Source organism: Burkholderia sp. AU31652, assembly GCF_002223155.1.
Taxonomy (GTDB): Bacteria; Pseudomonadota; Gammaproteobacteria; order Burkholderiales; family Burkholderiaceae; genus Burkholderia.
This window is the reverse complement of record NZ_NKFG01000006.1, coordinates 99464-122839: the sequence shown is the minus strand read 5'-3', so window position 1 is coordinate 122839 and position 23376 is coordinate 99464. Positions and strand designations below refer to the sequence as shown.

Genomic DNA, 23376 nt, shown 5'->3' with positions numbered 1-23376 from the left:
TCTCGGGTAGGCCGATTCAGGCCGCGGCCTGGGCCAGTGTCGGATAGTCGGTCAGCCCGCGCTCGCCGCCGCCGAACAGCGTGTTGCGGTCGTGCGGTGTGAGCGCGGCACCGGTGCGCAGCCGCTCGGGCAGGTCGGGGTTCGCGACGAACGGGCGGCCGAACGCGACGAGGTCGGCCCAGCCGGCGGCGATCGCTTCGCGTGCGCGCTCGGCGGTGTACGCGCCGGCATAGATCAGCACGCCCGGGAACGCGGCGCGCAGTTGCCGCTTGAATTCGACCGGCATCAACGGCGCGTCGTCCCAGTCGGCTTCCGCGATGTGCAGGTAGCCGACACCGAGTTCGCCGAGCAGCGTTGCAGCGGCGAGGTAGGTCGTTTCCGGATCGGCGTCGACGCAGCCGTTCAGTGTCGTCAGCGGCGCGAGGCGGATGCCGACGCGCGACGCGTCGCCCGTGCCGTCGATCAGCGCCTGCGTGACTTCGCGCAGGAAGCGCAGCCGGTTTTCGAGCGAACCGCCGTACGCATCGGTGCGCGTGTTCGCATTCGAGTCGATGAACTGGTTCACGAGATAGCCGTTCGCGCCGTGCAGCTCGACACCGTCGAAGCCGGCCTCGATCGCGTGGCGCGCGGCGGCGCGGTATTGATCGACGATCTCGCCGATTTCGTCGATCGTCAGCGCGCGCGGCTCGGACGCCTGCACGAAGCCCGGCGTGCTGCCGTCTTCACCGGCGATGAACACGTTCACGCCTTTCGCCTGGAGCGGCGACGACGACACCGGCTGCCGGCCACCCAGCAGGCTCGTGTGGCTCAGCCGGCCGACGTGCCACAGCTGCGCGAAGATCCGGCCGTGCGCCGCATGCACGGCGTCCGTCACCTTGCGCCAGCCGGCGACCTGCGACGGCGTGTGAATGCCGGGCGTCCATGCGTAGCCCTTGCCGAGCGGCGCGATATAAGTGCCTTCGCTGACGATCAGGCCCGCGCTCGCGCGCTGCGCGTAATACGCGGCCATCAGTTCGTTGGCTTCGTCGCCGGGCTGGCTGGCGCGCGAGCGCGTCATCGGCGGCATCACGATGCGGTTCGGCAGCGTCAGCGCGCCGAGTCGCAGCGGTTGGAAAAGCGGGTCCTGGGTCATGGTGCTGATGTCCTGTCGGTGCCGCGGCCTTCGGGCCGCGGTGAATCCAATGTGAGTGGCGGGTGGTGCGGTCAGTCCCACTTCGGCGCGAGGCCGGCCGGGTCGACTTCGCGGCCGTTGCGTTCGAGCGCGGCGATCTGCGCCATGTCTTCGTCGGTCAGGCGCAGCGTCTGCGCGAGCAGGTTGCTCGCGAGGTTCTCGCGCTTCGTCGACGACGGGATCACCGAGTAGCCGAGCTGCAGCGCCCACGCGAGCGCGACCTGGGCGGGCGTCGCATCGTGACGCTGCGCGATCGCGCCGATCACCGGATCGCCGAGCACCTTGCCGTATGCGAGCGTCATGTACGACGTGACGTGGATGCCTTCGGCGTTCAGGAATTCGACGAGCTTGCGGTTCTGCAGGTACGGGCTCAGCTCGATCTGGTTCGTCGCGATCGCGTCCTTGCCGACCGCCGCGATCGCTTCCTTCGTCAGGGCGATGTTGAAGTTCGAGATGCCGATCCGGCGCGTGAGGCCCTGCGCCTTCGCATCGGCGAGCGCGGTCATGAACGTGTCGAGTGCGACGCCGTTGTCGGGGGCCGGCCAGTGGATCAGCGTCAGGTCGACATGGTCGGTGCGCAGCTTGCGCAGGCTTTCCTCGAGGCTCGGCACGAGCTTGTCCGGTGCATAGTGGTCGACCCAGATCTTGGTCGTGAGGAACAGCTCGTCGCGGCGCACGCCCGATGCGGCGATCGCTTCGCCGACTTCGGCTTCGTTGCCGTAGATCTGCGCGGTGTCGATCGCGCGGTAGCCGACTTCGAGGCCGTTGCGGACCGAGTCGATGACCGTCTGGCCTTGCAGTCGGAACGTACCGAGGCCGAATGCGGGAATCTTGCTCATCAGGTGCTCCTGGGAGAGTGGAACGGGTTCGCTATGGAAGTCATTCTGGCGTTTCGGATTGGTGAGATAAACGCCGTTGCAGGTCAAAAATATTTGATCTGGAATCAAGTATCGGGAGCGGCTCGGGGCGGTGTCATGCAGCGCGTATCCGTGCGTTTTCATCCGCGTGGAACACCGGCAGCACCTCTGCCGCGATCTCGGCCATCGTCTCGTCGAGCGGACGCAGGTTGCGGCGTAAATGCAGGCCGATGTGCCGCACACCCGCGTCGCGCATGGCCGCCAGCTCCCCGATGAGCGCGAGACGCCCCGCGCGGGCGCCGAAGCGGTGACGCTGCAGCGGCGTGTGCGGGTCGTCCGCGAGGTCGAGGTGGAGGAAGCTCACGTACGGCTTGTCGCCGGCCACCGCGCGCCAGTTCGCGGCGCGCTGCCGGTGGTCGTCCGGCGTGCCGGGATACGCGAGGCAGCCGTCCATGTGTTCGCCGATCCACGCGGGCGTTTGCTGCGCGAGACCCGCGACGAGCAGCGGCAGCGGCGCACGGGCGGCGGGCAGCACGTCGAGACCGGGCGGCAGATGCCCGCGCGCGCCGTCGCGCAGCAGCGCGATCTGGTCGCGGAAATTCGCGCCGCGTGATGCGAAGTCGCGGCCGAACAGCGGATATTCGACCGGCCGGTCGCCGCTGGCGACGCCGAGCAGCAGGCGGCCGCCGCTCAGTTCCTGGATCGACGCGGCCGATTTCAGCGTGAGCAGCGGCTCGCGCAGCGGCAGCACGACGGCCGCCGTGCCGAGCAGGATGTCGTTCGTGATGCCGGCGAGGTAGCCGAGATACGAGAAGGTTTCGAACACCTGCGCGGCGTCGCCGAACGCCGGGTCGTACACCGGTACGTCGCGCACCCAGAGCGCACGGAAGCCGAGCGTGTCGGCCCGTTGCGCGAGCGTCGCGTGGCGCGCGAGGTCGGGTACGCCGGGGTAGCGACGGTCGTGCTGGCGCTTCGCGTTGCCGGCCGGCGACCAGTCGTTGTCGAGCGGCAGTTCGATGCCGATGCTGAAGCCGCCGTCGGCCAGTTTGTCGAGTGCGGTGAATGAAGTGGACATGGTCGGGCTCCGTTCAGATCGCGCGCAGGCTGCCTTCGAGCCGATAGAAATCGAGCGACGACGCGGTGAAGAACGACCGCGACGTGCCGGCGGCGAAATCGTCGATATGCACGACCGTCGCGCGGTCGGCTTCCTGCCACGAGATCGCGTAGGTATCGCCGGCGATGGGCTGCCACGTGTAGGCGACTTCGCCCTTCGCGCCCGCGTACGGGCCTTCGGTGATCTCGTAGCGCATGTGGCGGCCGTCGTCGTCGTACGCGTTGAGCGCGGTGAGGCCGTCGTAGCGCACTTCGAACGTCTTGCCGGCGAATGGCGGGCGTGGGGTCGATGCGTTCATGTGTGCAAACTCCTGCAAGAAAGTGACGTTCAGTGCGCGAGCTGGACGGGTTCCGCCGTGCGTTCCGGCAGGCCTGCGCTGCGATCGAGGCGACCGCTCAGGGCGGTGAGCGCGAATGCGCCGAGCGTGACGGCTGCCGCGATCCACGGCGTATGGCCGAGGCCGACGTGCGCGACGATCACGCCACCGAGTGCCGAGCCGCCCGCGACGCCGAGGTTGAACGCGGCGATGTTGAAGCCGGATGCGACATCGGTGGCGTCAGGCGCGAAGTGCCGTGCCTGCTTCACGACGTACACCTGCAGGCCCGGCACGTTGCCGAACGCCACCGCGCCCCACGCGAGCATCGTCAGCACGGCGAGCCATTTGACGTGGATCGTGAAGGTGAGCGCGAGCAGCACGATCGCGAGCAGCAGGAAGATCCGCTTGAGGGCCTTCACGGGGCCGACGGCGTCCGCGAGCTTGCCGCCCCACACGTTGCCGAACGCGACCGACACGCCGTAGCCGACGAGCACGAGGCTGACCTGCGACGGCGTGAAGCCGGCGATCTGCTCGAGCAGCGGGGCCATGTACGTGAACGCGATCAGCGAGCCGCCGTAGCCGACGGCCGTCATCGCATAGACCAGCAGCAGGCGCGGTTGCGCGAGCACGCGGAACTGGCGGGCGAGCGGCGCGGGCGCCGTTTGCGGCAAGCCGCGCGGCACGAAGGCCACCGCGCCGACGAACGCGACGAGGCCGAACAGCGCGACGACCAGGAAGGTTGCGCGCCAGCCGAAGTGCTGGCCGATGAAGGTGCCGAGCGGAATGCCGGCGACGAACGCGACGGTCATCCCGCTGAACATCGTCGCGATCGCGCTGGCGGCCTTCTCCTTCGGCACGAGCGTGGTCGCGATGATCGAGCCGACCGAGAAGAACACGCCGTGCGCGAGGCCGGTGAGAATGCGCGCGACGATCAGCGATTCGTAGCCGGGCGCCTGCCACGCGACGAGGTTGCCGACGGTGAACAGCGCCATCAGCGCGGCGAGCAGGGTCTTGCGCGGCACGCGGCCGGTGAGCGCGGTGAGGAGCGGCGCGCCGATCGCGACGCTCAGTGCGTAAAGGCTGACGAGCAGGCCGGCGGACGGCAGGCTGACGCCGAGGTCGGCGCCGATCGTCGGGATCAGCCCGACGATCACGAATTCGGTGGTACCGATGGCAAATGCGCTGATGGTCAGCGCAAGCAGGGCGAGTGGCATGACGGGTGCTCCAGGGTCCGGTGAGGATGGAGCGCAGTGTGCCGACTTTACTTTTGCTGAAAAACAGGTCTATAAACCAAATTGTTTTGATTTGAAATCAAGAATGCAGCGATGAAGATTACGCTCGACGAACTCCAGGCCTTTGCCGCCGTGGTCGACTCCGGTTCGATCACGGCGGCCGCGCAGCAGCTCGACCTCACGGTGTCGGCGACGAGCCGCACGCTCGGGCGGCTCGAGGAGAAGCTGAAGACCACGCTGCTGCGCCGGACCACGCGCCGGCTCGAGCTGACCGAGGAAGGGCGCGCGTTCCTGCAGGACGCGCGCGCGATCATCGAATCGGTCGAGACGGCGGAAGAGCAGATGCTCGCGCGGCGCGAGATGCCGTCCGGGCGGCTGCGCGTGGATGCGGCGACGCCGTTCATGCTGCACGTGATCGTGCCGCTCGTGCGCGGCTACCGCGAACGCTTCCCGAAAGTCGAGCTGGAACTGAACAGCAACGAGGGCATCATCGACCTGCTGGAGCGGCGCACCGACGTCGCGTTCCGGATCGGCCGGCTGAAGGATTCGACGCTCCACAGCCGCCGCATCGGCGCCAGCCGGATCCGCATGCTCGCGAGCCCAGAGTACGTGGCGGCGCACGGCCAGCCGCGCAAGGTGGAGGATCTCGACAAGCACACGCTGCTCGGCTTCACGCAGCCCGAATCGCTGAACGTGTGGCCGATCCTCGGCACCGACGGCGAGCCGTGCCGCATCGAGCCGGGCATCCGCTCGTCGAGCGGCGAGACGCTGCGGCAGCTCGCGCTCGATGGCGCGGGCGTCGTCTGCCTGTCGGATTTCATGACCGCGCAGGATCGCGACGCGGGCCGGCTCGTGCAGGTGCTCGCGCGCCAGACGCTGGAGGTCGAGCAGCCGATCCACGCGGTGTACTACCGCAATACAGCGATCTCGTCGCGGATCGCGTCGTTCGTCGATTACCTGATCGAAGCGCTGGGCGGCAGCGGCAGCGATGCGCCGGGGCGGCGCAAGGCGGCGTCGTGGATGGAGCCGCGGTAACGGCGGCCGGGACGACGGGGCGGGTTACGCCCCGTGCGGTTTGACGTGCGATCCGGCGTACCCCACTGGGGCACGCCGTCGCGTGGCGGTTACGCCTCTTCGGACCACGACATCCCGTCGCGCGCGAGCAGCGCCGACGAAGCCGCAGGCCCGAACGTGCCGGCCGTGTACAGGCGCGGCCGGTCGCCGAGCTGCTTCCAGCCGTCGAGGATCGGCTCGACCCACGACCATGCGGCTTCGAGCTCGTCGCGGCGCATGAAGTGCGTGAGGCGGCCGCGGATCACGTCGATCAGCAGACGCTCGTACGCTTCCGCGCGCCGCTCCGGAATCGCCTGCTGCAGGTCGAGGTTCAGGCTCACGGGCACCATGTTCATCCCGCTGCCCGGTTCCTTCGCGAGCATCTGCAGCTGGATCGACTCTTCCGGCTGGAGCTGGATCACGAGACGGTTGCTGTAGTGGCGCGGGCCGGTCGGGATGATCGAGAACGGCATATCCGCGAACTCGATCACGATTTCCGACTGGCGGCGCTGCAGCCGCTTGCCGGTGCGCAGGAAGAACGGCACGTTCGCCCAGCGCCAGTTGTTGATGTGCGCGCGCAGCGCGACGAAGGTTTCCGCGCGGCTGTCCGCCGGCACGTTGTCTTCCTCGAGATAGCCCTTCACCGGCTGGCCGTCGACCGCGCCGGCCGTGTACTGGCCGCGCACCGTGTCGCGCGCGACGTCGGCCACCGCCATCGGCCGCAGCGAACGCAGCACCTTCAGCTTCTCGTCGCGCACCGCGTCCGGGTCGAGCGACACCGGCGGCTCCATCGCGACGATGCACAGCAGCTGCAACAGGTGGTTCTGCACCATGTCGCGCAGCGCGCCGGTATGGTCGTAGAAGCCCGCGCGACTGCCGACGCCCACCGTCTCCGCCACCGTGATCTGCACGCTGCGGATGCTCGGCGCCTGCCACAGCGGCCCGAAGATCGGGTTGCCGAAGCGCAGCACCATCAGGTTCTGCACGGTTTCCTTGCCGAGATAGTGGTCGATCCGATAGATCTGCGATTCCTCGAAGTGCTTGCCGACCGCATCGTTGATCGCCTTCGCGGACGCGAGATCGTGGCCGAGCGGCTTTTCGAGGACGACGCGCGAGTGCTTGTCGACGAGATGCGCGGCCGACAGGTTGTCGCAGATGGTGGTGAACAGCTCCGGCGACGTCGACAGGTAGAACACGCGGATCGCATCGCCGCGCGCCGCTTCCGCGAGCCGCAGGTAGTCGTCCGGCGCGTTCACGTCGATCAGCACGTACTTGAACAGGTCGAGGAAGCGGCTCCAGGCCGCTTGATCGAACGCCTTTTCGTCGATGAACGGACGCGACTGCTCGTCCATGAACTTGCGATAGCCGTCGATGCCCCAGTCGCGGCGGCCGACCGCGATGATGCGCGTCTCGGGCGGAAGGTTGCAGTGCAGATGCGCCATGTACAGCGCGGGCAACAGCTTGCGGGCGGCCAGGTCGCCGCCGCCGCCGAAGATGATCATGTCGACGGGCCGGTCGGCTCCGGTCTGGGTAGGCTGATTCGTCATGGGAGGTTCGCGGTGTGAAACGGGGAACGTGAAACGAACGTCGGAGGCGTCGGGCGCCGGTACGGCAAAACCCTAATAGTGCACGCTTTTGATGGATTGCGTGCGTGTCCGTTTACTGTTGCGAAGCGGCCGGGCGGCGTATTGCCGTCGAAGGGACAGGAGTGAGCGCTGACATCGGGTTGGCTCGCCGGGAGCGGCGAGCGGCCGTTCGGCCCCAGCGCGTGAGGGCGGGCGTCGGCTGGCGCCGCCCGCGTGCGGCGATCGACGGGCGCGGCGGTTGTTTCAACCCGCCTGTTCCACCAGCGCCTGCACGTCATGCCCGGCCTTCGCGATGGCCGCTTGCACCGCCTCGGCGCCCAATACGGTGCCTTCCATGCGCACTTCGCGGATGTCGCTCAACCCGATGAACCCGAGCAGATGCTTCAGATAGCCGGACTGGTAGTCGAACGGTGCATACGGGCCTTCCGAAAAGACGCCGCCGCTGGCGGTGACCAGATAGACCTGCTTGCCTTCCACCGTGCCGGCGACGCCGCTTTCGCCATAGCGAAACGTGACCTGCGGCCAGATCACGCGGTCGAACCACGCGCGCAGCTGCGTGGACGGGCCGAAGTTGGTCATCGCGGAGCCGATCACGACGATGTCGGCGGCGCGCAATTCGTCGACCAGCGCTTGCGCCAGCTCGACGGCCTGCGCTTGCTCCGCGTTGCGCGCGTCCGGCGGCAGCATGCGGCCGACGATGTAAGCATCGTCGATATGCGGCAGCGGATCGGTGGAGAGATCGCGCAACGTCACGGTGCTGTTTGCGTCGCGCGCCGCGAGTTGCCGCGCGAGGTCGTGCGCGACGCGCGTGGACAGGCTGTCGGTGCTGCGGGGGCTGGAGGTGATCAGCAGGATGCGGCTCATGAGCGTTCCTTTCGGGATAAGATGAGAACCCGGTAACTTTTGATGACTCAGTTACCGAAAAGCATGTGGAATGCTAGGGTTCGCGCCCGGGCCCCACAAGAACGCACAGGGTTGTGCCCCAGTCACATCGATGTTCCTGCCACCATGCCCCGACCCAGCGAAGACGGCTGCCAGGCGACCCGCCAGATCCTCGACCGGATCGGCGACAAGTGGAGCCTCTACATCATCGCGACGCTGAACGACGGTTCGCGGCGCTTCAACGAGCTGAAACGCGAGATCGAAGGGATTTCGCAGCGCATGCTGACGCTGTCATTGCGCGGGCTGGAGCGCGACGGGCTGGTCACGCGGACGGTGTTCCCGACGATTCCGCCGCGCGTCGACTATGCGCTCACGCCGCTCGGCGCAACGCTGCTGGAGCCCGTGATGACGCTCGTCAGGTGGGCGGAGAAAAACAAGGAGCCGATCGCGCAAGCGCGCGAGCGTTTCGACGAGGCGGCCGATGCGGCGCCGAAGCCGGGCGAGGGCGTCGTTTACCGCAGTCGCTAGGGGCGGAACGCGGCCGCCCGCCGCGTCCCCGAACGTCGCGTGCGCTCAGCGCCCCAGCGCGTAGAACTCCGCATTCGGCCGCATGTTCGTCACGTTCGCGATGCGGTTGGACATGCCGAAGAAAGCCGAGATCGCCATGATGTCCCACACGTCTTCTTCGACGAAGCCGTGCGACTTGAGCGCGTCGAAGTCCGCTTCGCCCACCCGATGCGCGGCCTGTGACACCTTCATTGCGAAGTCGAGCATCGCCTTCTGCCGGGCGGTGAGATCGGCCTTGCGGTAGTTGGTGGCGACCTGGTCGGCGATCAGCGGATCCTTCGTGCGAATGCGCAGGATCGCCCCGTGCGCGATCACGCAGTACTGGCACTGGTTCGCGCTGCTGGTGGCCACGACGATCATCTCGCGCTCGGCCTTGCTCAGGTTGCCCGGCTTGTCCATCAGCGCGTCATGGTAGGCCATGAACGCGCGAAACTCGTCCGGGCGATGCGCCAGCGTCAGGAATACGTTCGGGATGAAGCCCGACTTCTCCTGGACGGTCGCGATGCGTTCGCGAATGTCCTCGGGCAAGTCTTCGAGCGCGGGCACGGGAAAGCGGCTGATGGGGGCGGTGTGTGCGGCGGTCATGAGGTCTCCTGGATAACGTGGCGCGGGCGTACTCGCTGCGCGAGCCGCCGTCCGAATGAAGCAGCGTGGGTGATCGTCAGCGGCGTCACGCGTTGACGTCGACGACGACGCGGCCGCGCACCTTGCCGTTGATCAATTCCCCGGCAAGTGGGATGACGTCGCCCAGGCCGACCTGGTGGCTGATCGCGCCCAGCTTCCCGACGTCGAGGTCGGACGCGAGCCGGCGCCACGCTTCCAGGCGGTCGGCGCGCGGGCACATGACGCTGTCGATCCCGACGAGCGTGACGCCGCGCAGGATGAACGGCATGACCGTCGCGGGGAAATCGAAGCCCGCGGCCAGGCCGCAGGCGGTCACGACGCCGCGGTAGCGCGTGGTCGCGCACACGTTGGCGAGCACGTGGCTGCCTGCCACGTCGACCGCGCCGGCCCAGCGTTCCTTGCCCAGCGGCTTGCCGGGCTCGCTGAATTGCGACCGTTCGAGGATCTCCGCCGCGCCGAGCTGCCGCAGGTAGTCGGCATCGGCGGGGCGGCCCGTCACTGCGACCACGCGATATCCCAGCTTGGAGAGGATGGCGGTGGCGACGCTGCCCACCCCGCCTGCCGCGCCGGTCACCACGATCTCACCGTCGTCGGGGCGCACGCCGTGTCGCTCCAGCGCCATCACGCACAGCATCGCGGTGTAGCCCGCCGTGCCGATGGCCATCGCCTGTTGCGGAGAAAAGGCGGACGGCAGCGGCACCAGCCAGTCGCCGTCGACGCGGGCCTTCTGCGCGAGGCCGCCCCAATGCATTTCGCCGACGCCCCAGCCGTTGAGCACGACCTGATCGCCGGGGCGATAGTCCGGGTGCGTGCTCGCTTCGACTTCGCCGACCAGATCGATGCCGGGCACCATCGGGAACTTGCGGACCACCGGGCTTTTGCCGGTGATCGCCAGCCCGTCCTTGTAGTTCAGTGTCGAATAGCCCACGCGTACCGTCACGTTGCCGGCGGGCAACTGCGCGTCGTCCAGCGTCTGGAGCCGGGCCTGCTGGCCGGTTTCATGCTTGTCGATCACGATGCCTTGAAACATGTGTCCTCCTTTCTAGACCGATCGTCTAGTTAATGGCAAAAAAATTCAGCGGCGCGGTAGTCCATTGAAGAAAAACTGCGTGAACAGGCTCAGTGGTTTGTCGCTGCGCTCCAGCTTCGCGCGCAGCACGGCGCCTTCCCAGCCGATCCAGAAGAATGCGGCCAGCTCGGCGGGATCGGCCGAGCCGGCCAGTTCACCGGCTTGCTGCGCGGCGGCCAGGCATTCGGCGAGGCGCCGTTGCCAGTCCTCGAACGTGGTGCGCAGGCGTTCGCGGAAGCTTTCCGGCAGCGTGCCCATTTCCTGTCCGAGGTTACCGATCAGGCAGCCGCGGCTGTATGCGTAGCGGGCCATGCCGTCGCGGGCGTCGTCGATGAATGCGCGTACGCGCTGCAGCGGCGAGCGTGCCGGGTCGCTGAAATGGCGGTCGAGCTTGCGGGCGAAGAATTCGGCGTAGCGGTCGATCAGTTCGAGGCCGAACGCGTCCTTGCTGTCGAAGTAGTGATAGAAGGAGCCCTTCGGCACGCCGGCGCGCCCGAGGATCTCGTCGAGCCCGGTGGCGGAAAAGCCCTTTTCGGTGAGGATCTCGAGCCCGGTGCGCAACAGCATGTCACGCGTGGCGACGAGGTCGTCGTGCTGCTTGGGTGGCCTGCCGCGGCGGCGAGGCGGATCGATTCGAGCGTCCATGGCGGAATAATAGACCGTTCGTCTCGAAAATCAATGGGTCGTGTGCGGAGCCGGTCGGACGGGCCGTCGCGTCGGCGCTGCGCTGCGGGTGTCACGCCCCGGCCCGCGCGTGGCGTCGTGCGAACGTGTCCGCGGTCAGGCGACGAACGGTGCGTCGACCTGAACCCTGCCGGTGTCAAGGCGGCGATCAGCTGCCGTAGATGTGCTCGCAGAGCGCGACACTCGCGCCCAGCTTCCGCGACAGATCGGCGGCCGCATCCAGCTGCGGTCGATCCAGCTCGCCCGACTCGTGCGCGACACTGAGGCGGGATGCCGGACCGGAAAGCGTCAGCGCCGCCATGAACTTGTCGCCGGCGCCGAAGACCGGCACCGCGAACGCTGCCGTGTGCACATCGCGCGCACCCGCGGTGAAGAGGGGCAGTGCCGGCGATTTGTCATAGATCGGTTCGCCGAGCCCCCAGAAACGGATCACCTGGCTGATGGCCGTGTCGTCGAGCGGCAGCATCGTCCCCGCGAGCCGCGTTTCACGCAGGCCTTCGGACGGCTCGACCCGAAACAGGCAAAGCCGCTGCCCGTTGTCGTGCACGTAGTACGATGCGCTTTCTTTCGTGAGCGCGGCCAGCGCATGCAGCGCCGGTTCCACCACCGTGGATAGATGGAAAGACTGCTCGTACAGCTTGCCGAGGTACAGCACGCGGTGCCCCAGCGAATAGTTGCCGGACTGCGCGCGCACGACATAGCCCATTCGCTCAAGCGAGTTCATCAGCCGATAGACCGTCGTCTTGTGCATGCCGGATGCCTGCGACAGCGTCGCGAGCGATTGCGATTCGGCGCCGGGCTTGAAGCAGTCCAGCAGCGCAAGCGCCTTTTCCACGGCAACGACCCCGTCGTTTCCCATTTCTTCTCTCCCGTCGACATTCACTCGGAATTGTACAGAGTAAAACGCTGGTTTACCACGTAAAAGGGTAAACGCCAGTGCCCTGACGTATGCCCTCTGGTTATAGTGATTTCACCATGTACACCAGTGTTGTACCGAGTACAACGCGCAACCCGAGGTCGAATCATGAGCAACCCATCCGCCAGCACTTCTCCGATCACTCGCGACATCGAACGCGTCTCGCCGGAACTCGTTCAGGCGGCCGCGCGCTACCAGGCCGCGATCCTGGCCGACGTCGCGGGCCGTCGCGGCACGGTGCATGGCCGTGTGCGGCCGTTGTCGCCGAAGATGAAGGTCGCCGGCCCCGCGGTCACGGTCGAAGTCCGCGCGGGCGACAACCTGGCGATCCATGCGGCGCTCGCCGTCGCGAGGCCGGGCGACGTCGTCGTGGTCGACGGCAAGGGCGACATCTCGTGCGCGCTGCTCGGCGAAATCATGGCGGCGCAGGCGAAGGCGAGCGGCATCGCCGGCATCGTCATCGACGGCGCGGTGCGCGACGCGCACGAACTGGCCAACGGCGACTATCCGATCTTCTCGGCCGGCCTCAATCCGTGCGGCCCGACCAAAAGCATCGCGGGCCGCGTGAATGCGCCGATCTCGCTGGGCGGCACGGCGGTGAATCCGGGCGACCTGGTGGTCGGCGACGCCGACGGCGTCGTCGTCATTGCGCGCGCCGACGTCGCGCGTATCGTCGATCTGGCGCAGAAGAAGCTCGACGTCGAAACCGCGCGCATCGCAGCGATCCACAAGGGCGACCTTCGTCCGGGCTGGGTCGAGAAGGAGTTGCGCGCAGCCGGCATGCTGGCCGAAGGCGAGGCACTGTGATGCAGGCCGCTTCGCACAAGCCCGTGGTCCTGGTGACCGCCGCCGACCTCGCGCCGCAAGCGCTCGAGATGCTTGCGCAGTTCGACGTCGTGTTCGCCGGCAAGCAACCGACCGAGGACGACATCGTGGCGCTCTGCGCCCAGCACAAGCCGGTCGCGATCGTCGTCCGGTACGGCAAGATCAACGCCCGCATCATGGACGCCGCCGAAAACCTGCGGGTGATTTCGAAGCACGGCAGCGGCATCGACGTGATCGATCAGGACGCCGCTGCCGTGCGCGGCATCGCGGTGCGCGCCGCGGTCGGCGCGAATGCGGCCGCCGTCGCCGAGCACGCCTGGGCGCTGCTGCTCGCGTGTGCGAAGTCGGTTCCGCAGCTCGATATCCGCATGCGCGAAGGCCATTGGGACAAGTCGACGCACAAGTCCGTCGAACTCGACGGGCGCACGCTCGGCCTCGTCGGGCTCGGTGCGATCGGCCGGCGCGTGGCCGCGATCGGCGCGGCGTTCGGCATGAAGGTGCTCGCGTTCGATCCGTTCGCGAAGGAAGCGCCCGCCGGCGTGAAGCTCGTGCCGCTCGACACGCTGTACGCGGACTCGGACGTCGTGTCGCTGCATTGTCCGTTGACGGCCGACAACCGCCGGATGCTCGACCGCGACACGCTCGCGCGTTTCAAGCGCGGGGCGATTCTCGTCAATACCGCGCGCGGCGGCCTGATCGACGAAGCCGCGCTTGCCGACGCGCTGGCGAGCGGCCACGTGCGTGCGGCCGGGCTCGACAGCTTCGACGTCGAGCCGATGACGGTGCCGCACCCGTTCCAGCAGATCCCCAACGTGATCCTGTCTCCGCACATCGGCGGCGTGAGCGATGCCGCGTACGTGAACATGGGCAAGGGCGCGGCCGCCAACATCCTCGCGGTGCTCGACGAACGCGCGCACAGCGCGGCTTGAACCCTGGACATCGAGGTACGCATGTTTTATCTGACGAACCCCGACGTGCGCGAAGCCGACGTGTTCACGCGCATGCCGGAAAAGTTTCGCAAGCCGGACGTCCGCACGGAATGGGCGCGCGCGAATCGCGGCGGCATGGTCACGGATTCCTTTCTCGAAGGGCCGGTCTGGGATCCGGACGGCTATCTGTTCGTGACCGACATTCCGCACGGGCGCATCTTCCGCATTTCGCCGTCGGGCGACTGGGAGCTCGTCGTCGAATACGACGGCGAGCCCAACGGGATGAAGCGCTTCGACGCAGCGCACCTGATCATCACCGACTACCGGAACGGCCTGATGCTGCTCGATATCGAGCGCGGTGAAATTCGCCCCTATCTCGAGCGCCGCAACACCGAGCGCTTCAAGGGCGTGAACGACCTGACGTTCGACTCGGCCGGCAACCTTTATTTCACCGACCAGGGGCAGACCGGGCTGCACGATCCGACGGGCCGCGTGTATCGGCTCTCGCCCGACGGCAAGCTCGACATGCTGGTCGGTACCTGCCCGAGCCCGAACGGGCTCGTCCTGTCACGCGACGAGAAGGTGCTGTTCGTCGCGATGACGCGCGGCAATGCGGTGTGGCGCATGCCGCTGCAGGCCGACGGATCGGTCACCAAGGTCAGCCCGTTCTTCACGTCCCACGGGCCGAGCGGCCCCGACGGCCTCACCGTCGATCTCGAAGGCCGCCTGTTCGTCGCGAATCCGGGGCTCGGCCGCGTGTGGGTGCTCAACCACTGCGCGGAGCCCGTCGAGATCCTGACCGGGCGAAAGGGGCGTCGCTCACGAGCGTGTGCTTCGGCGGCGCCGACATGAAGACGCTCTTCATCACCGAATCGACGTCCGGTTCGGTCCTGAAAGCGGACATGCGCATTGCCGGCCCGTTGCCGAAACAGGCCGCGAACAAGGACTGAAACCCGCGAACCGGGAAGCCGCTCGCCGGTTTCCCGCCCGTATGCCGAAAGATCGCGCCGCCAGTCGCGCGACGAAGGAGACAAGCATGACCATTTCGCACGCGCTGCGTGCCGGCGATGACGCACCGCGTGCCGACGCATCGTCCGCGGAGCGCCTGGGCGGCGACGATTACGCGGCCAGCGAGCGCACGCTCGCGAAGGCGTTCCGGCGCATTCTGCCGTTCATCTTCGTCTGCTACGTGATCAGCTATCTCGACAGGACCAACGTCGGTTTTGCCGCGCTCACGATGAACAAGGACCTCGGTCTGACGGCCGAGCAGTTCGGTGTCGGTGCCGGCCTGTTCTTCATCGGCTACTTCCTGTTCGAGATTCCGAGCAACCTGATCATGCAGAAGGTCGGGGCGCGCGTGTGGATCGCGAGAATCATGATCACGTGGGGCCTGTTCTCGATGGCGACGGCGTTCGTCACCGGACCGAAAAGCTTTGCGGCGGCGCGCTTTCTGCTCGGGCTCGCCGAGGCGGGGTTCACGCCCGGCATCTACCTGTATTTCACGCACTGGTTTCCCGGCAAGTGGCGCGCGAAGGTGACGGCCGCGTTCCTCGTCGGCATCCCCGTCGCGAACATGATCGGCTCGCCGATTTCCGGTGCGCTGCTCGAACTCGGCGGCCTGCACGGGCTGCGCAGCTGGCAGTGGCTGCTGCTGATCGAAGGCGTACCGGCCGTGATGCTCGGCATCGCGTGCCTGTTCGTGCTGGCCGACCGTCCCGAGAAAGCCGCGTGGCTCAGTGACGAAGAGAAGGCGTCGCTCGCGAAGCGCCTCGCGTTCGAGCAGCGCGACATCGGCGCGAAGCACGGCAGCAAACTGCGCGACGCGATGACGAACTGGCGCGTGTTCGTGCTCGCGTTCATCAACTTCTGCGGGATCGTCGGCTCGCTCGGCGTCGGCTTGTGGATGCCGCAGATCATCAAGCAGTTCGGCGTCGAACACGCGGTGGTCGGCTGGCTGACGGCCATTCCGTATGCGATCGGTGCCGGTGTGATGCTCTGGTGGGCGCGTCTTGCCAATCGCGCGGCCAACCGCATTCCGTATGTCGCCGGTGCGCTGGCGGTTGCCGCCGTGGCGTTGTGCGCGAGCGCCTTCATTCATGCGCCGGTTTTCAAGCTGATCGCACTGTGCGTCACGGTGAGCGGGATCCTCGCGTTCCAGGCGACGTACTGGGCCATCCCGTCGGGATTCCTCACCGGCCGTGCCGCCGCGGGCGGACTCGCGCTGATCGTGTCGGTCGGCAATCTCGGCGGCTTCGTCGGGCCGTCGCTGATCGGCGCGCTCAAGCAATTCTCCGGCGGCTTCACCGCGCCGCTCATCGCCGTATCGGGTGTGCTGCTGCTCGGCGCGTTGACCATCGCGTGGCTCGGCGATCCGGGCTCGGGCGCCGGCGAAGCGCCTGTCGCCCGCGAACCGTGAATTTTCCTTCGTCAGCCCCACCCATAAAAAACAGTTTGGAGACTCCATGTTGTCGAATCAGGCCAGCCGCAATACCCGCCCCACATCCCGCTTCATGCTCGGCGTCATCACGGTCGCGAGCGCGACCTCGTGGTGCGGCGGCGCCCATGCAGAAAGCAGCGTCACGCTGTACGGCATTGCCGACGTCGGCATCGAGCACATCAACAACACGAGCACCGGCGGCGCGCAGACGCGCGAAGCGTCGGGCAATCTGTCCGGTTCGCGCTGGGGACTGAAGGGCGTCGAGGATCTCGGCGGCGGCATGAAGGCCATTTTCCAGCTGGAAGACGGCTTCAACATCAATGACGGCACGACCGCGCAGTCGACGAAAGGCCTCGGTTCGAATGCCGCCACGACGTCGCGGATTTTCGGCCGGCAGGCGTGGGTCGGGCTGGCGTACCGGGGCCAGCAGTTGACGTTCGGCCGCCAGAATGCGCTCTTCTACGAACAGGCCGTGGCCTTCGACCCGATGGGCGCGTCGTCGCGGTATTCGTTGCTGTCGCTCGACTACGCGGCGGCCGCTCGTATCGACAATTCAGCGAAGTACACCGGCGTGTTCGGTCCGCTGACGGCGCAGGCCATGTATAGCACCCGCTACGACACCGGGTACGGCGCCGAGGTGCCGGGCGCGCAACTCACGGGCCGCTTCTTCAGCGGGGCGTTGACGTTCGCGCAAGGGCCGCTCGCCGCGAGCGTGTCGTACGAGCAGCGCAACAGCAACACCGTCGCGACGAACACGGGCACCGAGCGACGCGCGACGGCCGCCGCGTCGTATGCGATCGGGCCGGTGAAGGGATTCGCCGGCTATCGCTACCTCCATGCGTCGAACGCGTTCCTGCCGGCGAACCCGATCCGTGTCGCGAACGGTTCCGAAGCCAGTGCGGCGAACCTGTACTGGGCCGGCGCGCAATACGCGGTGTCGCCGGCGTTCGTGGTCACGGCAACCGCCTATTACCAGGACGTGCATTCGACCAGTGCCGACCCGTGGCTCGCCGTGCTGTGTGCCGACTATCTGCTGTCGAAGCGCACCGATATCTATGCGACGGCCGGTTTCGCGCGCAACAAGGGCGGTTCCGCGCTCGGCGTGAACGGCTACGGCACGGTCGCACCCGATCACAACCAGACGGGCGTGGTGATCGGCATGCGCCAGAAGTTCTAAGGCGAGCGCGATGCAGACCGTTCACGCGCCCCATCTTCCCGTCAGGTCCGAGTGGCTCGCCTTGCGCGACGAGCCGGTGCTCGAACCCGAGCTGGCCATCGTCGACGCCCATCATCACCTGTGGGATCGACAGACAGGTCGCTATCTCGCGGACGAGTTCGGTGCGGACGTGCGCAGCGGACATCGGGTCGTGTCGACGGTCTACGTGCAGTGCCGCTCGATGTTGCGTGCGAGCGGGCCGGAAGCGTTCAAGCCGGTGGGCGAAGTGCAATTCGCGAGCGGCGTCGCCGCGATGTTCGACAGCGGCGCGTACGGCCCCACGCGATGCTGCGAGGCCATCGTCGGCGGCGCCGATCTGTCGCTCGGCGCGGAACTCGATGCGGTGCTCGACACGATGCTGCAGGTGTCCGGCGGGCGACTGCGCGGGATTCGCAATCCGCTCGCGTGGCATGCGAGCCCCGACGTGCGGTCGAGCCCGGTGACGCCGCCGCGCGACCGGATGTCGGATCCGGGTTTCCGGCGGGGCGCGGCGACGCTCGGTCGCTACGGGCTGTCGCTCGACGCGTGGGTCTATCACACGCAGCTCGACGACCTGCACGAACTCGCGCGCGTATGCGAGCACGTCACCGTCGTCATCGACCATTTCGGCGGCCCGCTCGGCGTGGGTCCCCATGCCGGCCAGCGCGCGGAAGTCCATGCGCAATGGAAGCGGCAACTCGCGCGTCTCGCCGCGTTGCCGAACACGCGCATGAAGCTCGGCGGCGCGGGCATGACCGTGTTCGGCTTCGACTTCGCCGCGCGCGACCTGCCGCCGTCGTCGCAGGAACTGGCGGCGGCGTGGCAGCCGTATTTCGACACGTGTGTCGAACACTTCGGCGTCGAACGCTGCATGTTCGAAAGCAACTTCCCCGTCGACAAGGGGATGTTCGGCTATCGCGTGCTGTGGAACGCCTTCAAACGACTCGCGTCCGCGATGTCGGCCGATGAAAAGGCTGCGCTGTTCAGCCGGACGGCCGCATCGACGTATCGCATCACGCTTCCCGGAGACAACCCATGAAGACGAGTGCAACCGTGGCGACGCAGGACATGGCGTCCGCAGCCGCGGAAAAAGGGCTCACGCGCGTGACCGGTATCGAGTGGCGTTCGCTGTCGCTCGCGGGGCTCGGCTGGACGTTCGAGAGCTACGATTCGTTCCTGTTGTCGCTGCTGCTGCCGACGCTCGCGCTGCAGTTCGGGCTGAGCAAGGCGCAGCTCGGCATGTTCACGAGCGTCACGGCGGCCGGACAGATCGTCGGCGGCATTCTGTTCGGCTTCGTGTCGGACCGGATCGGGCGCGTGCGCACCGCGCTGCTCTGCGTCGGCATCTACTCGCTGTTTTCCGGCCTGATCGCATTCGCGCTCGACGCGCACGCGTTCGCCACGTTGCGCTTTTTCGGCGCGCTCGGCATGGGCGGAACCTGGACCGCCGGCGCGGCGCTCATCGCGGAGACCTGGCACCCGAGCCGGCGCGGCAAGGGCGGCGCGCTGATGCAGATGGGCTTGCCGATCGGCGCGATTCTCGCGATCGCGATCTCGGGCATCGTCGGCGCCGCGCATGGCGGACTGGCCGGCGACAGCTGGCGTCTGCTGTTCCTGATCGGCGCGTCGCCGTTCTTCATTCTGTTCTGGGTTGCGCGCAAGACGCCGGAATCGCCGATCTGGCTCGAACGCCGGCACGCGAAGTCGCCGGCCCGCAAGCGCGACACGGCAAGTCGCGAGAAGCTGAACGTGCGCGGCCTGCTCACCGCCTTCTGCTTCATCTTCTTTCTGCAGTACCTCTACTGGGGCGTATTCACGTGGACGCCGACGTTCCTCATCACGGTAAAGCACCTCGACTTCGTGCATAGCCTGAAGTTCGTGCTGGCGCTTCAGTTCGGTGCGATCGCCGGGTTCCTGCTGTTCTCGGCATGGGTCGACCGGCTCGGCCGGCGGCCGATGTTCCTGGCCTACCTGCTGGTCGGTGCGCTGGCCGTCGGCGTGTACATCGTGTCGGCGAATCCGTTGCTGCTGATGGCCGCGATCTTTCTGACCGGCTTCAGCGTGAACGGCATCTTCGCGGGTGCCGGCCCGTTCCTCGCGGAAATCATCGGCAACACGGCATCGCGCGGGTTCTTCATGGGCCTCGCGTACAACGGCGGCCGGCTCGGCGGTTTCATCGCGCCGTTGGTCATCGGTGCGCTGGCGTCGACGTCGGGCGGCTTCGTGCTTGGACTCGCGACGACGATCGTCGCGTTCATCGCCGCGGCGGCGGTCGTGCTGTTCGCGCCCGAAACGCGCGGAAAGGCGCTGTCATGAACGTGGCTACGCAGGCGGGGTGGGTGAACAGGCTGTTTCCCGCGCTGTCGGAGGCGTCGCTGCGGCGCTACCTGAGCGGGCAGGTCGCGTCGGTGCTCGGCAGCTGGACGCAGAACGTCACGCTGAATCTGCTGATCTATCACCTGTCCGGCTCGGCGGCGATCCTCGCGCTGCTCAACTTCCTGCTGTACGGGCCGCAGCTGATCGTCGCGCCGGTGGCGGGTTCCCGCATCGGCTCGGCCAACGCGCGCCGCGTGACGTTATGCGTGTTGACGACGTCGCTGCTGCTGACGGGCAGCCTCTTCACGTTGTCGCTGCTCGGCCTGCTCGGCGTGAAGCTGATCCTCGCGCATGCGCTGGCGATCGGCGTGTCGAGCGCGGTGGAAACGCCGGCGCGGCAGGTGCTGCTGCTGACGAGCCTCCAGGATGCGACCCATACCTCCAACGCGGTCGCGATGAACACGATGGTCTACAACGTCGGGCGCATGGTCGGCCCGACCATCGCCGGCGTCGTCTATCCGACGCTGGGCCCCAGGACGTCGTTCGCGATCTATGCGCTCGCGCTGTGCTTCATGGCGGCGTGCGTGCGGTCGATCCGGGCGGCGACGGCGGATCGCCCGTCGCGCGCGGAGAGCGGCCTGCGCGACGCGGTCGGCTACGTGCTGTCCGATGCGTTCTCGGCCCGCTATCTGCCGATTCTCGCGTGCATCGGCCTGTTCGCCGGCAGCTACCAGACGCTCGTGCCGCTGCTCGCGGACCAGGGCTTTCACGACGCGGCGCGCTTTACCGGCGTGTTCTTCGCGTGCGCCGGCGCCGGGTCGTTGAGCGCGGCGGTGCTGCTGTCGTCGGCGCTCGGGCCGCGTGCGTCGCACCGGTTCATCGCGTATGCGCCGTGGACGGCCGTCGGCGCGCTGGCCGTGCTGGCCGCGACCACCGATGCGGCGGGATCGATCCCCGCGTTCTATGCACTCGGCTTCAGCCTCACGTTCGCGGCCACGTCGACGAACGCGACCATTCAGCGCCAGTGTCCGGATCACGTGCGCGGGGGGCTCGTCGGGATGTACGGCATGGCCTACAACGGCACGATGCCGTTCGGTTATCTGCTCGTCGGCAGCGCGTCCGAGGCGCTCGGCGTGCGACACACCTTCGCCGCCATGGCCGCCGTGCTCGCGTGCGGCGTCATCGCGGTCATCGCGTGGCAACGGTTCACAGAAACGCGCTCAGGCGCACAATAAACGGAGACAACATGCACACCGGTTTCATGGAAGCGTCCGCGATCGAGCGCCGGACCATACGCAAGGTCGTCTGGCGACTCATTCCCTTTTTGATGATCTGCTACCTGCTTGCCTTCATCGACCGGGGCAACGTCGGGATGGCGTCGTTGCAGATGAACCATGACCTCGGGATGTCGGCGCAGGTCTTCGGTTTCGGCAGCAGCCTGTTCTTCATTTCATACTTCTTTTGCGAAGTGCCGAGCAATCTCGCGCTGCAGAAATACGGCGCGCGGATCTGGATCGCGCGGATCATGATCACGTGGGGCATCGTGTCGGCGGCGACCGCGCTCGTGCACAACGCGACGACGTTCTACGTGCTGCGTTTCCTGCTGGGTGCGGCCGAGGCCGGCTTTTTCCCCGGCGTGCTGCTTTATCTGTCCTACTGGATTCCCGCGCAGTATCGTGCGCGGATCGTCGCGACGTTCATGGTCGCGATTCCGGCCGCGAGCTTCATCGGCTCGCCGATCTCCGCGCTGCTGTTGCAGATGGACGGCGTCTGGGGCCTGCGCGGATGGCACTGGCTGTTCATCCTCGAAGGCGTTCCGACCGTGCTGCTCGGCGTCGCGTGCCTGTTCGTGCTGACGAACAAGCCGGAAGACGCCAGGTGGCTCGACGACGACGAGCGCGCATGGCTCACGACCGCGCTGGCCGCCGGCCACAAGACACGCAAGAAAGTGCCGTCGCTGCCGCTCACGCAGCTGTTCCGCAACCGCTACGTGCTGTGCCTCGCGCTCGTCGACACGTGCGCTTCCGCGGCAGGCAGCACGCTGTCCGTGTGGCAGCCGCAGCTGCTGAAGTCATTCGGCTTGACCGTCATGGAGACCGGCCTGCTGAATTCGGTGCCTTACGCGGTGGCCTCCGTCCTGATGGTCTACTGGGGCCGTCGCTCGGACCGCGTCGGCGAACGGCGCTGGCACACGGTCGTGCCGATGCTGCTGATCGGCGTGGGCCTGTTCGCGACGTCGCTGAGCGGATCGCTGCTGCCGACGGTCTGCATGCTCTGCGCGGTGCTGGTCGGCGCGTATTCGTTCAAGGGCCCGTTCTGGGCGCTGGCGACCGACATGCTGTCCAACAGCACCGTGGCGGCCGGGCTCGCGACGGTCAATGCGATCGCGAACCTGCTTGGCGGCGGGCTGATGGTGAACGTGTACGGGTGGGTGAAGGCGGCGACCGGCAGCTACGCGCTCGCGTTGATGCCGCTCGCGATCCTCACGCTCGTGAGCGTCGCGACGCTGCTGCTGCTCACGCGCAATCATTCGGCGGGCAAGCTGGTCGGCAAGACGGAGACCATCTGATCATGGCGCGCATCGCGAGACGCGAATTCCTCAGGATTGCGGGCGCCACGCTGGCTTCGGCTGCATTGCCGGGGCTGGCCGCGGCCGACGAAACGTGGTCGAGCGGCATCGAGCGGCCGGCGCTCCGGCTGCCCGAAGGGGCGATCGACTGCCACATGCACATCTACGACGATCGGTTTCCGGTCGCGCCGGGCACGACGCTGCGACCGCCGAATGCGACCGTCGCGCAATACCGGCGCGTGCAGACGCGCGTCGGCGTGAAGCGCAACGTGGTCGTGACGCCGTCGACGTACGGGACGGACAATCGCTGCACGCTGGCGGCGCTCGCGCAGTTCGGCGACGACGCGCGCGGCGTGGCCGTCGTCGACGGCACCGTGAGCGACGACGAACTTCTGGCATTCGATCGTGGCGGCATCCGTGCGATCCGGTTCAACCTGAGCTATCCGGGCGCGACGACGCTCGACATGCTGGCGCCGCTCGCCGCGCGGATTGCGAACCTCGGATGGCATATCGAGCTGGTCGTGCAGGGGGCGCGGCTGCCTGAGCTGGAGCGTCACCTTGCGGTGCTGCCTTGTCCGCTCGTGATCGACCATATCGCGCATGTGCCGCAGCCCGGCGGCCTGTCGTCGGACGCGTTTCGCACCGCGCAACGCCTCGTCGAAAAGGGCCATACGTGGATCACGTTGTCGGGGCCGTACGTCGACAGCAAGACGGGCGCGCCTGCCTACGACGACGTCGCGCCGGTCGCGAAGGCGCTGATCGACATGGCGCCGGAGCGCATGCTGTGGGGCTCCGACTGGCCGCACCCGACGCAGAAGTCGGACAAGCCGGACGATGCAGGCTTGCTGGACGTGATCGCCGGCTGGATCGGGCGTGCGGACTGGCAGCAGCGGATATTCGTCACGAACCCGGCGAAGCTGTACGGATTTGCCTAGATCGACAGCCGCGTGTCCAAACCGGGGAATCAGCACTTACCCTGATTAAAAAACCTTATCGCGGTGAAAAATTCCGCATCTTATTGAACCGATATCGGC

22 protein-coding genes and 1 pseudogene are annotated in these 23376 nt (G+C 67.3%); 12 read left to right on the top strand and 11 right to left on the bottom strand.

Going from position 1 to position 23376, the window contains the following annotated elements; all coding sequences use genetic code 11:
• Window positions 1-16: 16 nt before the first annotated feature.
• From CFB40_RS30650 to CFB40_RS30630, 5 genes are all read right to left on the bottom strand, one after another.
• Window positions 17-1132, bottom strand: a complete 1116-nt coding sequence (locus CFB40_RS30650) for an alkene reductase (protein ID WP_089433414.1) — start codon at window positions 1130-1132, stop codon at window positions 17-19.
• 71 nt (window positions 1133-1203) lie between these two features.
• Window positions 1204-2010 carry a 2,5-didehydrogluconate reductase DkgB gene (gene dkgB / locus CFB40_RS30645; protein ID WP_089428939.1) on the bottom strand — a complete coding sequence of 269 codons (807 nt, stop codon included), beginning with the start codon at window positions 2008-2010 and terminating at the stop codon, window positions 1204-1206.
• Window positions 2011-2143: 133 nt separating this feature from the next.
• Window positions 2144-3103: a TIGR03571 family LLM class oxidoreductase gene (locus tag CFB40_RS30640; protein ID WP_089433413.1), complete on the bottom strand. Its 960-nt coding sequence runs from the start codon at window positions 3101-3103 to the stop codon at window positions 2144-2146.
• Between the two features lie 13 nt (window positions 3104-3116).
• A complete protein-coding gene (locus CFB40_RS30635) occupies window positions 3117-3440 on the bottom strand; it encodes a MoaF-related domain-containing protein (RefSeq protein ID WP_089428941.1) in 324 nt (107 codons plus the stop codon).
• 29 nt (window positions 3441-3469) lie between these two features.
• Window positions 3470-4672 (bottom strand): MFS transporter, encoded by a 1203-nt coding sequence (locus CFB40_RS30630; RefSeq protein ID WP_039349950.1) that lies wholly within the window; start codon window positions 4670-4672, stop codon window positions 3470-3472.
• A 111-nt stretch (window positions 4673-4783) separates the two neighbouring features.
• On the opposite strand from CFB40_RS30630, the gene CFB40_RS30625 reads away from it, so the two are divergent.
• On the top strand, window positions 4784-5725 hold the full coding sequence (locus tag CFB40_RS30625; RefSeq protein ID WP_089428942.1) for a LysR family transcriptional regulator: 942 nt from the start codon (window positions 4784-4786) through the stop codon (window positions 5723-5725).
• A gap of 89 nt (window positions 5726-5814) precedes the next feature.
• Here the strand turns inward: CFB40_RS30625 and zwf are convergent, their stop codons facing one another.
• Complete coding sequence (gene zwf / locus CFB40_RS30620; RefSeq protein WP_089428943.1) at window positions 5815-7290, bottom strand: glucose-6-phosphate dehydrogenase; 1476 nt, start codon at window positions 7288-7290, stop codon at window positions 5815-5817.
• Window positions 7291-7572: 282 nt separating this feature from the next.
• The gene (locus CFB40_RS30615; RefSeq protein ID WP_089428944.1) at window positions 7573-8193 is read right to left on the bottom strand and encodes an FMN-dependent NADH-azoreductase; all 621 of its coding nucleotides are present in this window, start codon (window positions 8191-8193) and stop codon (window positions 7573-7575) included.
• Window positions 8194-8304: 111 nt separating this feature from the next.
• Here CFB40_RS30615 and CFB40_RS30610 point away from each other — a divergent pair, with 111 nt between their 5' ends.
• A complete protein-coding gene (locus CFB40_RS30610) occupies window positions 8305-8739 on the top strand; it encodes a winged helix-turn-helix transcriptional regulator (protein WP_179255326.1) in 435 nt (144 codons plus the stop codon).
• A gap of 45 nt (window positions 8740-8784) precedes the next feature.
• On the opposite strand, the gene CFB40_RS30605 is transcribed toward CFB40_RS30610, so the two are convergent.
• The 4 genes from CFB40_RS30605 to CFB40_RS30590 form a co-directional block, all read right to left on the bottom strand.
• Complete coding sequence (locus tag CFB40_RS30605) at window positions 8785-9363, bottom strand: peroxidase-related enzyme (RefSeq protein WP_089433411.1); 579 nt, start codon at window positions 9361-9363, stop codon at window positions 8785-8787.
• Between the two features lie 85 nt (window positions 9364-9448).
• Window positions 9449-10432: an acrylyl-CoA reductase (NADPH) gene (gene acuI / locus CFB40_RS30600; protein ID WP_089433410.1), complete on the bottom strand. Its 984-nt coding sequence runs from the start codon at window positions 10430-10432 to the stop codon at window positions 9449-9451.
• A 45-nt stretch (window positions 10433-10477) separates the two neighbouring features.
• The gene (gene acuR, locus CFB40_RS30595) at window positions 10478-11116 is read right to left on the bottom strand and encodes an acrylate utilization transcriptional regulator AcuR (RefSeq protein ID WP_089428948.1); all 639 of its coding nucleotides are present in this window, start codon (window positions 11114-11116) and stop codon (window positions 10478-10480) included.
• 187 nt (window positions 11117-11303) lie between these two features.
• The gene (locus CFB40_RS30590; protein WP_089433409.1) at window positions 11304-12014 is read right to left on the bottom strand and encodes an IclR family transcriptional regulator; all 711 of its coding nucleotides are present in this window, start codon (window positions 12012-12014) and stop codon (window positions 11304-11306) included.
• A 165-nt stretch (window positions 12015-12179) separates the two neighbouring features.
• Between CFB40_RS30590 and CFB40_RS30585 the strand changes: the two genes are divergently transcribed.
• From CFB40_RS30585 to CFB40_RS30540, 10 genes and pseudogenes are all read left to right on the top strand, one after another.
• Window positions 12180-12878 carry a methyltransferase gene (locus CFB40_RS30585; RefSeq protein ID WP_089433408.1) on the top strand — a complete coding sequence of 233 codons (699 nt, stop codon included), beginning with the start codon at window positions 12180-12182 and terminating at the stop codon, window positions 12876-12878.
• Entirely contained in the window at window positions 12878-13825 is a 948-nt protein-coding gene (locus CFB40_RS30580) for an NAD(P)-dependent oxidoreductase (RefSeq protein WP_089428951.1), read from the top strand. Before CFB40_RS30585 ends, CFB40_RS30580 begins: the two co-directional genes overlap by 1 nt.
• 21 nt (window positions 13826-13846) lie before the next feature.
• Window positions 13847-14775, top strand: a pseudogene (locus CFB40_RS30575) (SMP-30/gluconolactonase/LRE family protein).
• A gap of 86 nt (window positions 14776-14861) precedes the next feature.
• Entirely contained in the window at window positions 14862-16241 is a 1380-nt protein-coding gene (locus tag CFB40_RS30570) for an MFS transporter (RefSeq protein ID WP_089433407.1), read from the top strand.
• A gap of 46 nt (window positions 16242-16287) precedes the next feature.
• Complete coding sequence (locus CFB40_RS30565) at window positions 16288-17439, top strand: porin (protein ID WP_089428954.1); 1152 nt, start codon at window positions 16288-16290, stop codon at window positions 17437-17439.
• 10 nt (window positions 17440-17449) lie between these two features.
• Entirely contained in the window at window positions 17450-18496 is a 1047-nt protein-coding gene (locus CFB40_RS30560; RefSeq protein ID WP_089433406.1) for an amidohydrolase family protein, read from the top strand.
• A complete protein-coding gene (locus CFB40_RS30555; RefSeq protein WP_089433405.1) occupies window positions 18493-19773 on the top strand; it encodes an MFS transporter in 1281 nt (426 codons plus the stop codon). The genes CFB40_RS30560 and CFB40_RS30555 overlap by 4 nt, the downstream gene beginning before the upstream one ends.
• On the top strand, window positions 19770-21008 hold the full coding sequence (locus CFB40_RS30550) for an MFS transporter (protein WP_089433404.1): 1239 nt from the start codon (window positions 19770-19772) through the stop codon (window positions 21006-21008). The genes CFB40_RS30555 and CFB40_RS30550 overlap by 4 nt, the downstream gene beginning before the upstream one ends.
• 11 nt (window positions 21009-21019) lie before the next feature.
• A complete protein-coding gene (locus CFB40_RS30545) occupies window positions 21020-22342 on the top strand; it encodes an MFS transporter (protein WP_089433403.1) in 1323 nt (440 codons plus the stop codon).
• Between the two features lie 2 nt (window positions 22343-22344).
• A complete protein-coding gene (locus CFB40_RS30540) occupies window positions 22345-23277 on the top strand; it encodes an amidohydrolase family protein (RefSeq protein ID WP_089433402.1) in 933 nt (310 codons plus the stop codon).
• Window positions 23278-23376: the final 99 nt, after the last annotated feature.